The following is a 12,998-nucleotide window of genomic DNA, read 5'->3' on the forward strand; positions in this document are numbered from 1 at the left end:
TACTCTGAACTAAGAGATTTTATCATTTCACAGCACTTAACCGGCAGCAATCGATTCCATCAGCGCGTTCTTTATATCTTCAATCTTTTCAGGGTCCGTTATTTTCTTTCCGCTCGAATCCACGACGTAAAACGCGTCCACTACCTGATCGACCTTTGTCGAAATCTTGGCGTACTCAATCGAAAGCTCCAGATTCCTCAGCGTCTTCGTAATATCGTATAAAAGCCCGGACCTGTCGTGGGTATATACATCTACAACGGTAGCCAGATCCGAGGATTCATTATCTACCATGATCCGCGCAGGGTACTGCGGAATCGCCTTGCCGTAAATGGGCTTGTCCAGCTTTCTTTTCGCAACAATCTTCTCAACATCCATCTTGCCTATAAGCACCTGACGCATATTTTTGCCCAGCTTATCCCAAATCTCGTCCCCCTCCTTCACCGATTTGCCGAATTTGTTCACATAAAATACGTCCAGGATTCTTCCGTCGTTCCTGGTCGTGATTCGAGCTCCCAGCACGTTGAGGCCGGTTGCCCTTATCACGCCGCACAGCTTGGAAAATATACCCGGCTCATCGAAGCCCCAGAAAGTAAACTCATCGAATTCATCGTCGGTATGATAAAGCACATCCATTCCGACGCCGTCTTTAGATTTATCCACGAGTCCCATATGGTAGGCGATCTTACGGGGGGAGAAACTTGAGAAATAAGACTCGGGCATTGTCTTGAGTATCTTTCTCACATTTCTTCTCGAAATCTTCCTGTCGAGCATTTTAACGACCTCTTCGGTCATTCTTTTCTGCCTCGCCAACGGGTCCTCTTTCCTGTACGTTCCCCTTTCGAGCACTCTTGCGGTTCTTATAAAAAGCTCTTTCAGAAGCATCCCTTTCCAGTTGGTCCAGACATCCGGGCCGACGGATTTAATATCGGCGAAAGTAAGCAGATACAGGAGACTGAGGGTCTCCAGATTTTTTACCTGCTTCGCGAATCTCACTATCAGGCTGTGATCATGGATATCCCTTCTCTGAGAAAAATGGGACATGAGAAGGTGGTTCTTTACGAGGAACTGGAGCTGCTCGATCTCATCCTTCGAGAGACCCATTCTTCTGGCGATCCTGGGTATCATGGCCGCTCCTTTCTCGGCATGGCCCTTACCCTCTCCTTTTCCCATATCGTGAAACAGACACGCGAGATACAACACGTGCCTGTTCATAAGAGATTCCGCAGTTTTCGTAAGGAGCGGGAGATCCTTATCGTATTTGTAATTGAGAAGATTCTCTATCTCCCTCACCATGAATATCGAATGAACGTCAACGGTGTAAACGTGATACGCGTCGTGCTGAACCATGCATACTATCTTTCCGAACTCCGGTATGTAATTCCCCAGAAAACGAAGCCGGTTCATTTCGAACAGCGTGTCGGCGACATTTTTTCCCTTCTTGAGCAGTCTCAGAAATGATGCATTGAGCTCTGGGTTTCTCCTTAACTTTTCGTCCATTGCCGTAAAGCTCAGGTTGTCCCGGATGAGGTCAAGCAGGTAAGTGCTCATCCTGACCTGATGTTTGTCGGCATACTCAAAAGCCCTCATGAGGTTTGCGGGGTTTTCCTTAAAGATGTTTACGTTGGAGACCGAAAGCACTCCCCCGTGTATGATAAATCCGTTATCCAGAACGATCTTCTTCGAAGAGCGGATTCCGGACTTATGATCCGTAACGCATTTGTCTATAAGCCTTCTGGACTGCTCTCTTAATTCATTGGCTCTCAGATAGTATATCCTCATGAACCGTTCTACCGCGGGCAATTCCGCGTCCTTAAATCCGAGAAATTCCGCGACCTTTTTCTGAAACTCGAATCCGAGCCTGTCCTCTCTTCTGCCAGCCAGATAATGAAGCTCCGAGCGTATCAGGAGGAGAAAATTAAGGGCTTTCTCGAAGATCCTTATCTCCTTTTCAATCAATATTCCTTTGGGTAGGAGCTCCGAAAACGTCTTCACCTTGAACTTTGCCTGTGCTATCCACAGGGCATAGTGTATGTCTCTTAGTCCGCCTTCTCCCTCTTTAACATTAGGCTCCAGAAGGTACACCGACCTTCCGAATCTGTTGAGCCTTTGTTCATTTTCCTTTACCTTGCTCTGAATGAACTTGTGGGAAATAGCAGGGAGGAGCTGACTGAAGATTTTCGTATTCAAATCCTCGCACAACTCTCTATCGCCGAAAACGTACCTGCCGTCGAGAAGCGAAGTTAGAACAGTAGTGTCTTCATCCTCTGAAAGCTCCATGCACTCGTCTATGGTTCTCAGGGAATGACCGACGTCGAGGTTTAAGTCCCACAGAAGGTATAGAAGTTTTTCGGTTGCCTCTTTGGCCTGGGTTTTATTCCGGGGCTTGTATAAAAACATCAAATCCACATCGGAATAGGGGCAAAGCTCGTTTCTGCCGTAACCGCCGAGCGCCACCACGGATACATTCTTGAGATTGTTCAAACCCTGCTGAGCGAGCGCCTGTCTGATGAGCTTATCGACAATATCCGACCTCTTTTTTGCAAGGAGGCTCCCCGACAAAGCCCTGTTGCGCTTGGCTTTATTTTTATGGTATTCCTCCAGCTCGGCCTCTTTCCGGGTAAGCCTTTCCTTCAAATCACGGCTCGTGTCTTCCGTTTCAACAATTATATCAGCAGGTTTACTCATTTATTTTCTCTATCCATATATTACAGCTATATTGTAATGGCACGCGGCAAAAATTCATAATTTCAGGCTGAGCGACACGCCGTCTCTTATAGGAATTATCGTGGTGAAAAAACCCTCCCGCGACAGCAGCAAACGGGTGAATTCCCTGACCCCTTCGGTGCTGGGGGAATTATCGCCGCTCACGACGCGTCCGAACCAGAGTACGTTATCGGTGATCAGGAGACCTCCCTTCCTTAATTTCGCGTAAGCCTTATCCACAACCTCAGGATAATATTCCTTGTCTATATCGTTGAAGATAATATCGAATTCATCCTGAGCGCTGTCCAGAACATCAAGCGCGTTCCCCGTTATTATCCTCACTCTGTCCCTGACCCCGGCTCTGGTCAAATAGTCCTCCGCGAGTCTTGAGTTCCCGGGGGATAATTCCGTAAAGACCACCGATCCGCCCTCCCCGACCGATCCGGCAAACCAGTACGCGGAATATCCGAAACCCGACCCCAGCTCAAGGACCTTTTTGGCCCCTGTCATAAGCGCAATCTGTGAGAGAAACCTTCCTACGAGCGGTCCCACGATGGGGAAATCGTTATTCCCCGCATAGAGCTCCATCTCTTTTAAAATAGCGTCTTCGACGGGAGTAAGGCTTGACAGATAATCCTCGATCTCGGGGTTTACTATATAACTATCTGTCTCGGAGGACTGCTTCACTTTTTTCGGAACTCCACAAATGTTTCGGCGTATTTACTTTCCTTGTTCTCAATCCGGGCCATCACAAACAGCAGGTCGGACAGCCTGTTAATATATATCAGCACGTTCTTGCCGACCTCTTCCTGCTTCATAAGCTTAACTATCTTCCGCTCGGACCTTCTTGCTACGGTCCGCGCGAAATGGAGAAAGGATCCGCCGGTACTGCCGCTCGGCAGGATGAATTCTTTTAAAGGCTCCAGTTCCTCAAGGAATTTGTCGATCTCGGATTCTATTTCTTTTATCCGGTCCCCGCCGATTCTGGGAACTTCCAGATCCGGAGGACTCGCAAGCTCGGCGCCGATTATGAATAGATCGTTCTGAATGGTTTCTACGGTATTTTTGATCGATTCGCTTTTTGCATGAGTGCGGGCAATTCCCAGGACCGCGTTGAGCTCGTCAACATCGCCGTACGCCTCCACCCTCGGAGACGCTTTGCTCACTCTGGTGCCGCCCACAAGAGACGTCAGGCCCTCGTCCCCGGTCTTGGTATATACCCTTGTTATTCTCTTTTTGGACATGCTGAAATTCTAACCGAATGGGAAATGCGGTTCAAACAGATGCGTTCAAATCAGGGCGGGGTTGTTTTAAAATGAAACAGATAAAATCTTCCGGAGCCGGGAACGGGACAATCCCATGCTAACGGTATGGAGAGATTAATTTGAAATTGTCCCGTACAGAAATTAAGCGGAGGGGATTCAGACTGCTACTCTGTCCTCCAGCGTTCCGTCAATCGCATCCACGATTTGCCCCTTCGGGAGGGCCCCCGTGATGACATTTCGAGGTTTTCCTTGCTTGAATATAATCATCGTCGGAATGCTTCTGATCCCGTACGCCTGGGTGGTTTTGGGATTTTCATCCACATTCAGCTTAGCTATTTTCAATTTGTCCTCGTATTCCCCGGCTATCTCCTCGAGAACGGGCGCTATAGCGCGGCAAGGGCCGCACCATTCAGCCCAGAAGTCGAGTAGAACGGGGACTTCGGAATTAATGACCTCTTTTTCAAAATTATCGTCTGTTACCAGCGTGGTTTTGCTCATCGTTCGGCCTCCTGCTTTTATTAGCTGATTGTTGGTTTAGATATAAATAGATGAAAAAGGATTCAGAGCCGGTTACCCGGATTAGCCTATTGTTTAATGCAGAAACCACATATTGCTGTGAGAATTTGCCGCCCTTCGCGTAACCGGAGCCCGAGAATGAAGCCCGTCGAGTATGCTATACTTATTTTCTGGATTCTAAAAATCGGGCAGTTGAAAATTATGGACTTGTCATCACTGGACCTGAAAGACGTATACAATCTGAAAAGCTTCTCCGGTACGATTCCTCTATTTCCGCTATCGACGGTTGTATTTTTCCCTAACACCCTTTTGCCGCTTCACATATTCGAGCCGAGATATCAACAAATGGTACACGATGTTATGGAATCGGAAAAAATAATCGGCATGGCTCTCCTGAAACCGGGCTGGGAATCGAACTACTACGGCAACCCCGAAGTATTCGATGTTGCGGGTATGGGAAGGGTAGTAAGCTCGGAAATGTTCAAGGACGGAAGGATGAATATTGTTCTTTACGGATTGAAAAGGGTTAAAATAGAGAAAATAGTTCAGGATAAACCGTACCGGCTGGCCAATGTAAGCATAATGGAGAACCTGCACAGCGCGGGCGATGAGGCCTACAGGGAACGGATAGAGAAACTTGTCACCAAATGGAACTTTGTACTCGACGAGGAGCAGAAATCCCACAGGATTAATATAAATACGAAACTGCCCCTGGACAGCCTGACAGACGCCCTTGCCACGCTTATCTCTTCAAATATTTTTGATAAACAGATGCTTCTGGAAGAGCCGAGCATAGAGAAAAGAGCCGAGGCGATTATTAAATATCTCCAGACGAGGCTCGATATTGTATCCGTCACATCCAAGAAGAGAAACAAGATTATAGATAAGCGAAATCTCAATTAGAGTCAATCGCCGAGCAGAAATTCAAGTACAAGCCTGTCCACTTCTTCCTGCCTTTCTCTCCAGAATCCGTGTCCCGCACCCTCGAAAACCTTGAGTTTGGAGTCAGGAATCTGCTCGGACAGCAAGCGGGAGCGCCGTGGCGACGCTATCAGGTCCGCTCCCCCGAGCATTACGAGCGCCGGGGAGCTTATTTTATGTAGCGAATCGGTCGTATTATGACTCTCGCAAGCGTAACTCTGTCCCAGATAGCCCTGAAGAGCTTCCGGGCTCTCCGGGAGCGATGCCATTGTCTTTTTGATGTTACCGATGTTGTTTTCGATGTACTCTCTTGAATAACCGAGATAGAGCGCCATAAGCCAGACTGCTTTCGTCCCTATTTTGGTCGCGATTTCTCTGCCCATTCTGAGTATCTCATCCCCCACTTCGTCCCTCGACGCCGAAGAGCAGCCCATTACGAGCTTGTTCACCCGGGCCGGATGATTAATTGCAAGCCACTGCCCTATCATTCCCCCCATCGACTTTCCGACTATATGCGCAGTATCGATCCCGAGCTCGCTCATGAGAGAAGCGGCGTCATCCGCCATATCCCGTGTTGTATATCCGGGCTCAGGCTTATCCGACCTTCCGGCTCCCCGGTTGTCGAAGACAACTACTTTGAAATGCTCCGAGTAAATCGGGACCTGCGTGGCCCAGCTTTCTATCTGGCTTCCCAGTCCGCCTATGAGCACCACCGGGTAGCCCCGGCCGTGCGTCTCATAGTATATATTTACACCGTTTACGCTTACTCTGGGCATAGGTCCTCAATTCTCCTCTCTGACTGTCCTCTTTGACTCCAGATACTCGGCGAGTATATATACGGCCGCCATCTTGTCTATCACCTTCTTTCTCTTCTTTCTGCCAAGGTCGGCGTGAATCAGAAACCGCTCGGCTCCCGCGGTTGAGAAGCTCTCGTCCCAGTACACAACCGGGAGGTGAAAGGCCTCCTTTATTTTCCCGGCGAACTTTAATATACCCTCGCCCCTTTTACCGACCGTTCCGTCGCTCCTGTAGGGGATGCCGACTAGAATTTCGGAGGGGCTGTACCTCTCTATCAGCCGGGCGAGCTCTCTCTTATCGTACTCAAAACTCTTCCTTTTGATAGTCGTAACGCCGCTGGCGGTGATGCCTAGCTCGTCGCTCACGGCCACTCCTATCGTTTTTGTCCCCACGTCAAGGGCAAGCGTGCGCATAATTAATACACCCGAAGAACAGTTGATATGATAATCACAATAACCCTAATTTCCGTGCGTTAACGAAATTTACAAACCAGACGGCGGTAGATTTCCTTGATTAATCGGATAGGATTCGATTCGCCTTCGTTAGATTCAGAACTTTCGGCTTTTGCGTATGCGCTGAAATTACCGGGCACGTAGGTCTTTAATCTGTTCCTCCAGCCGGGAATCCATCTCTTCTCGTTCCTTTCGGGCGGGGAATTTGCGACGCGCCTCTCGAGAACCATTTCAGCCGACTCGGCGAATTCCCGCAAAGCCGGAAGGCCCTCTTCCTCCCCTTTCATATTGTCCAGAACCTGAAGGAGCCCCCACCCTTGTCCGTTGTAACGCTCGCTCTCGCTGATTCCCTCTCCCTTGAAATTGACATAGTCCATCAGTACATAGAGCCCCATAGGGGAGTTTGCAACACGATAGAACTGCTTTTTTATATTGCCCCGGGACTCCGCAGGCGCCGCTCTGAGCATGCGGGGAAGACTATCCTCCAGGCGGTCGGCTATAAATAATGACTGCAGCGGAATCGTATCGAGTAGAAATTTCCTCAGGGATTTCATTTCGGGTGAACTGAAGTCCCGATAGAACTCCTCGCGGCTATTCCACGGGAGATCGAATGACGGAAGCTCCTCCATCCACGAGGGGGTGCTTGCGCCTTCGGACTTCAAAAATTCAAACAACGAAGGAAATGTTTCCTGAAAGCGATACTCCCTGCCCCTGGGATACCATAGAAAATGCCCGATCCCTAAAGACGCGAACTCTTCGCCCTCGTTCCAGACTGTAAGATTCTTCTCTTTTCCCCCGCCCTCGTTTATAAAAATCAATTCACCTATAATCTCAAGCTCCTCGGGGGATGCGGTAAAGCATCTGGTTTTGCACGAGGAAAGAAGTAAAAAAATGAGCAGGACCGGAATGAGGCTTATAAGGTGTTTTCGCATGTGTCATCCCGTTCCATAGGCAGGGGGATAGCATCATTGAATTTCAAATTTAATTTGATGCGGTAAATATTAACGATAACGATGCTGCTTGAGCAGCGTGCGGTCTGTAATCCTTTCGAACACCTCGCCGCATTTATCACATTCGAACCTTACCTCTCTCGGAGGGTGGCTTATCCCGGTTCCGACCAAAATCCAGCCCCACACCGAATAACTGGGCTTGGGAACTATCCAGGGATGTTCTCTGGTATATCCGCAGCGGCACTTCATCCGCTCTGTTTCAGCATCACTCATAAGTATTTAGCCGGAATTATTCTAACAGTTTACCCCGCCTTATCAACAGCCAAGGGCAGCATCCAGACATAGGGAAATCAAATTAGCCACATGAATATGATTACTCTTCGGTTTGTTTTACGGATTTTCGCAATTCTTTGACCTTGCCCTTCTGCCTTTTTGTCTCGAGCCGTTGCCTCTGCGACTTGAGCGTAGGCCTGGTTTTCCGTCTTAGGGCGGGTTTTTTGGCGGCCCTTCGAATAAGCTCTGTCAAACGGTTCACGGCATCATTGCGATTAGTTTCCTGTGTCCTGAACCTCGATGCCTCTATAATGAGCACTCCGCTCCGGGTGACTTTATTCCCGGCTATCTGAATAAGACGCTCGCGGACATCATCGGGCAGGTTCGGTGAATTTTTAATATCGAACCTGAGCTGCGCGGCGGTAGCGAGTTTGTTGACGTTCTGACCCCCGGGGCCGGAAGAGCGGACAAAATCCATCCGGATTTCACTCTCGTCCAGGGATATACGGGGCGTAATTCTTATCATATTAAGAATCTATGCCCAGAATACAGTTTATTCAAGGGGAGCCCCGCAGAGTTTCATCCGCTTTCTCAGGCAACGGCTCAGCTCCACGAAAATTGAATCCGTTCACCGAAACGGGTTATCCAATATAAATCAGGACCGCTGAACCTACTCCTCTTCATAGCTGCCGGCGCTGCCTTCGGTTTTACCAAAACCGTGAACCATCTGAAAACCCGTATAGGCGACCTCTCCGTGCTCTCCGAGGTCGAGACCGTCCGCTTCCTGTTCTTCCGAAACCCTGAGACCCATGACCGCCTTGAGAACGACAATTATCACAGCGGTGCCGGCAAACGCGAATACCCATGTAACGACAACGCTTATAAGCTGGACTACAAACTGGTGAGAATCACCGAAGAAAAGGCCGTTTCCACCACCCGCGTTTACAGTCGTAGTAGCGAATAAACCCGTGGCAAGGGCGCCCCAGGTGCCTCCGATACCGTGCACTCCTACAACGTCGAGAGAGTCATCGTAGCCAAGTCTGGGCTTCAGATTGACCGCATTGAAGCAGAGGAATCCCGCTACGAACCCGATCAGGATTGCCGACATGGGGCTTACGAATCCGGCAGCGGGCGTTATCGCGACAAGCCCCGCAACAGCCCCCGTGGCCGCGCCAAGTACGGTAGGCTTGCCCCTTACGATCCATTCGGTAAACACCCAGCCCAGGACCGCCGCCGCGGTTGCGGTATTAGTGGTTACAAAAGCCAGGGAAGCAAGGCCGTCGGCCGCCAAGGAGCTCCCGGCGTTAAAACCGAACCATCCCACCCACAGGAGAGAGGCCCCTATAACACTGAACGGCAGGAAGTGGGGAGGCATGGGTTCCCGTCCGTACCCCCTTCTTTTGCCGAAGAGGAGCGCTGCCGCAAGCGCCGCCGCGCCCGAGCTGATGTGCACTACTGTACCACCGGCAAAGTCGAGCGCGCCCATAGCTCCTATCCATCCGCCGCCCCAAACCCAGTGGGCTATGGGATCATAGATAAATGTTGTCCAGAGGAGAACGAAAACAATAAATGTGCTGAACTTTATGCGCTCGGCGAACGCGCCCGTTATAAGCGCGACTGTTATGACGGCAAAAGTCATTTGAAACGCCATAAACACGTAATGAGGAATCGTTGACGCATATCCCTCGAAGGGAGCAGGTCCGACTCCGTTTAGTCCCAGCCAGTCCAGGTTGCCGATTATACCCGAGACATCGGGCCCGAAAGCAAGTGTGTATCCGATCAAAATCCATTGTATTGATACAAGGGCGACTATTATGAAGCTGTGCATTATAGTGCCGAGGGCGTTTTTAGCCCTTACAAGCCCGCCGTAAAAGAGAAAAAGACCAGGAATAGTCATCATCAATACGAGCAAGGTGGAGGTGAGCATCCAGGCTGTGTCGCCGGTGTCTATTTCGGGCACGACTGTTTCAGCCGACTCGGGTGTATATTCAAGAGGCTCTTCCGAGAATGACCGTTCGGGAACCAGCAGAAATAATAGAAACAGGAAAAATGGCAAAAATAGAACAATCGTTCTGACCGCGGAATTAGTCGTACGCATTTGAAATCCTCCCTTCTCATGCGGTGAGATCGTGGGCAATAATGTGGAAAAACGGTTACGACTTGATGCATGCAGTCATTCGAGCGCAGCCACATAACCCTTTTATTATCCGCATCATACCGGGTTCACTGCATTATTCGGCCTATTATATTCCAAACCCGGGATTTATTCAACCTACCGGGAGGAACGGAGTTATATGACTGTAAAACGGAAGGATTAATCCGATTGTGTGCTTGATTTAACGCGGGAGATTATCAATCCACACGCAGTTGGAATAAAAGAAGTAACCGGGCGCGGAGGGTTCGTGATATCTACTTCTCCAGGTTAACGACCACCCTTCCCTTCTGTTTGCCCTGAAGTATAAGCTCAACCTCAGGCTCGAGCTCTTCGAGGGAAATCTCTTTGGTCAGCGTATCGAGTTTATGGAATTTCCAGAGATCGGCAATCTTGTCCCATACCTTTTGACGGATTTCCATCGGGCAGTAAGCGGAATCAATCCCTACGAGAGACACACCTCTCAAGATGAAAGGATAGACGTTTATCGGGAGATCCGCTGAAGCCACGTTTCCGCAGCACGTAACCACTCCGCCGTGTTTTGCGGATTTGATCGCGGTAGCGAGGATTTCGCCCCCTACAGTATCGACCACACCCGCCCATCTTCCCTTGAGCATGGGCCTTCCTGAATCATCCTTTGCGTCTTCCCTGCTTATTACTTCCTTGACGCCGAGATCGAGGAGGAACTGTTTCTGCTCAGTCTTCCCTGTTGCGGCAACCACGTGATATCCGGCTCTTGCGAGAATTCCGGTCGCGACGCTTCCCACTCCCCCTGTAGCGCCGGTGACGAGGACCTCTCCCGTGGCAGGCACAACACCGAACTGCTCCATTTTGTATACGGAGAGGGCGGCGGTAAATCCGGCCGTGCCGAAAACCATACTTTCCTTCAGGGAAAGTCCTTGGGGAAGCCGTACCACCCACCCGGCGGGCACCCTTATGTACTCGCCGTATCCGCCCGAGGTATTCGCCCCGAGGTCAAAACCCGTGACTATGACCCGGTCGCCCGGATTCAGATCACCGGCAGAGCTCTCCTCAACCACTCCCGATGCATCGACGCCGGGGGTATGCGGATAATTTTTGGTGACCCCTCTATTACCCGACGCGGAAAGGGCGTCTTTATAATTGAGGGAAGAGTAATGCACCCTTATTAAAACGTCCCCTCCGGGAAGCTCATCTATTAACCTCTCTTTAATAGTCCTTGAGAATTTATTTTCATCCGTTTCTTCCACCACCAATGCCCTGAACTTTTTGTCACTCATACGACTCCTCCGATTTTACTTATTCGATGACTCATATATTTCCGATATAAAATTCCTACTAACAATATGACTAAATATTCGTCAAGAGCAAACAGGCCAGAAAAATATACATGGGCTTAACCGCCTCTAAATCCATGTTGATTAAACCGGCCGGCAGTGATAATCTTTGGAAGGACAGATTAATAGTCCCGGTCCGAAAAGGCAAACCATGTGAAAAGATGGGACGCAAAGCCGAAGACCTAAAGGCGCGGGCGCGCCCAGGGCTGGCCGGCTGCCGAAAAAAGGGACGATGCTGTTTTATCCTTCCGGCCTCTATTTGCCCTCGGACTCAAAGACTTCTACGCGGGGGTTAAATAAAGTGAACAAAATCAGGATTCTGCTGCCTACTATATTCTCCATTTTTATTGCTTATAGCGCATCCGGGCTGGAGATTACGACTGAAAAGATCGGAGAGGGCTTCTCCGACCCTCTTTACGTTACATCCCCTACCGGGGACTCCGCGCGTCTGTTCGTGGTCGAGCAGAATACGGCGCGGATTAAGATAATCAAGAACGGCGCAGTGCTCGCCATACCGTTTCTGGATATAGGCTCTAAAGCGGGAAGCGGAGGCGAGCAGGGACTTCTCGGACTCGCGTTCCATCCGAATTATTCGAATAACGGATATTTTTATGTGAACTATACGAACAACTCGGGGAATACGGTAATTGCGCGCTACAGGGTGTCCGGAAACCCGGACATTGCCGACCCCGGCAGCGAGACGATATTGACGATCCTGACGCAGCCCTTCGGCAATCATAACGGAGGGATGCTCGCATTCAGCCCGAACGACGGCCACCTCTATATAGGAACTGGAGACGGGGGCTCGGGGAACGACCCCGGAAACAGGGCGCAGGACAAAGGGGAAGCGCTCGGCAAGATCCTCAGAATGAACGTCGGGGACGGAGGAGGCTTCTCGGCGCCCGCGGACAATCCCTTTATAGGGGACCCCGGCGTGCTCGACTCCATATGGGCGCTCGGACTCAGGAACCCCTGGAGATTCAGCTTTGACCGCTTAAACGGCGATCTCTATATTGCCGACGTGGGACAGGGGGCAAGAGAAGAGGTGAACAGACAGGCCGGAGACAGCACCGGGGGCGAGAACTACGGATGGAGATGCATGGAGGGATTATCATGCACGGGGCTTCCGGACTGTATATGTAATTCCGGAGATCTGACACCGCCCGTGCACGACTACACCCACGCGGGCGGAAACTGCTCCGTCACAGGGGGTTACGCGTACCGGGGTCCGGCGATTCCCGAGCTCGACGGGACATATTTCTTCGCAGATTTCTGTACGGGCCGGATATGGTCTTTCGTATGGGAGGGAAATAATATTACTCAATTTCAGGAGAGAACCCAGGAGCTTCAACCCCAGGCCGGCGGCGCTATAAACAACGTCACGTCATTCGGGGAAGACGATAGCGGGGAAATCTACATAGTCGATAGAGACGGGGAAATATTTAAAATCATTGAAAAAATTGATACTCCTCCTACACCCGCCCCCACACCGGTGCCGGGCGGAGACCCGCCTCTGAGCGGTTTTGACCCGAACCAGCCGGGTACCGTCAACACGGTAACCGTAACAAACGCTCCCAGGGGGGCCAGGGTAAATTTCGTCTTCTCTACCAGAGACGGCACAACGAGCATAAGGAGCGGGGCATGCAGCGGTC

Annotated in this window: 13 protein-coding genes and 1 riboswitch; of the genes, 2 read left to right on the top strand and 11 right to left on the bottom strand. The window is 50.3% G+C overall.

Annotated features, from left to right (window positions below; all coding sequences use genetic code 11):
- Positions 1–36: 36 nt before the first annotated feature.
- The 4 genes from glnD to trxA form a co-directional block, all read right to left on the bottom strand.
- Positions 37–2,685, bottom strand: coding sequence for a [protein-PII] uridylyltransferase (gene glnD, locus RIG61_00735; GenBank protein MEQ9617683.1), 2,649 nt, complete (start codon positions 2,683–2,685; stop codon positions 37–39).
- A gap of 54 nt (positions 2,686–2,739) precedes the next feature.
- Positions 2,740–3,390: an O-methyltransferase gene (locus tag RIG61_00740; protein MEQ9617684.1), complete on the bottom strand. Its 651-nt coding sequence runs from the start codon at positions 3,388–3,390 to the stop codon at positions 2,740–2,742.
- The gene (locus RIG61_00745) at positions 3,387–3,947 is read right to left on the bottom strand and encodes a cob(I)yrinic acid a,c-diamide adenosyltransferase (GenBank protein ID MEQ9617685.1); all 561 of its coding nucleotides are present in this window, start codon (positions 3,945–3,947) and stop codon (positions 3,387–3,389) included. The genes RIG61_00740 and RIG61_00745 overlap by 4 nt, the downstream gene beginning before the upstream one ends.
- A gap of 177 nt (positions 3,948–4,124) precedes the next feature.
- Complete coding sequence (gene trxA, locus RIG61_00750) at positions 4,125–4,466, bottom strand: thioredoxin (protein MEQ9617686.1); 342 nt, start codon at positions 4,464–4,466, stop codon at positions 4,125–4,127.
- Between the two features lie 156 nt (positions 4,467–4,622).
- Between trxA and RIG61_00755 the strand changes: the two genes are divergently transcribed.
- Entirely contained in the window at positions 4,623–5,387 is a 765-nt protein-coding gene (locus tag RIG61_00755) for an LON peptidase substrate-binding domain-containing protein (GenBank protein ID MEQ9617687.1), read from the top strand.
- 2 nt (positions 5,388–5,389) lie between these two features.
- Here RIG61_00755 and RIG61_00760 read toward each other — a convergent pair whose 3' ends face one another.
- The 7 genes from RIG61_00760 to RIG61_00790 form a co-directional block, all read right to left on the bottom strand.
- Positions 5,390–6,181: an alpha/beta fold hydrolase gene (locus RIG61_00760; GenBank protein MEQ9617688.1), complete on the bottom strand. Its 792-nt coding sequence runs from the start codon at positions 6,179–6,181 to the stop codon at positions 5,390–5,392.
- Positions 6,182–6,187: 6 nt separating this feature from the next.
- Positions 6,188–6,616 carry a Holliday junction resolvase RuvX gene (ruvX, locus tag RIG61_00765; GenBank protein ID MEQ9617689.1) on the bottom strand — a complete coding sequence of 143 codons (429 nt, stop codon included), beginning with the start codon at positions 6,614–6,616 and terminating at the stop codon, positions 6,188–6,190.
- 59 nt (positions 6,617–6,675) lie between these two features.
- On the bottom strand, positions 6,676–7,587 hold the full coding sequence (locus RIG61_00770) for a hypothetical protein (GenBank protein MEQ9617690.1): 912 nt from the start codon (positions 7,585–7,587) through the stop codon (positions 6,676–6,678).
- Between the two features lie 69 nt (positions 7,588–7,656).
- Positions 7,657–7,878 (bottom strand): hypothetical protein, encoded by a 222-nt coding sequence (locus RIG61_00775; GenBank protein MEQ9617691.1) that lies wholly within the window; start codon positions 7,876–7,878, stop codon positions 7,657–7,659.
- A gap of 100 nt (positions 7,879–7,978) precedes the next feature.
- Complete coding sequence (gene arfB, locus RIG61_00780; GenBank protein ID MEQ9617692.1) at positions 7,979–8,404, bottom strand: alternative ribosome rescue aminoacyl-tRNA hydrolase ArfB; 426 nt, start codon at positions 8,402–8,404, stop codon at positions 7,979–7,981.
- 144 nt (positions 8,405–8,548) lie between these two features.
- On the bottom strand, positions 8,549–9,976 hold the full coding sequence (locus RIG61_00785) for an ammonium transporter (GenBank protein ID MEQ9617693.1): 1,428 nt from the start codon (positions 9,974–9,976) through the stop codon (positions 8,549–8,551).
- 311 nt (positions 9,977–10,287) lie between these two features.
- Positions 10,288–11,289, bottom strand: coding sequence for a YhdH/YhfP family quinone oxidoreductase (locus RIG61_00790; protein MEQ9617694.1), 1,002 nt, complete (start codon positions 11,287–11,289; stop codon positions 10,288–10,290).
- 190 nt (positions 11,290–11,479) lie between these two features.
- A riboswitch (cyclic di-GMP riboswitch) is annotated at positions 11,480–11,568 on the top strand.
- A 79-nt stretch (positions 11,569–11,647) separates the two neighbouring features.
- Here RIG61_00790 and RIG61_00795 point away from each other — a divergent pair.
- A partial coding sequence (locus RIG61_00795) for a PQQ-dependent sugar dehydrogenase (protein MEQ9617695.1) occupies positions 11,648–12,998 on the top strand: 1,351 nt, incomplete at its 3' end.

The sequence above is a fragment of the Deltaproteobacteria bacterium genome (assembly GCA_040223695.1).
Lineage (GTDB): Bacteria > Desulfobacterota_D > UBA1144 > Nemesobacterales > UBA2774 > JAVKFU01.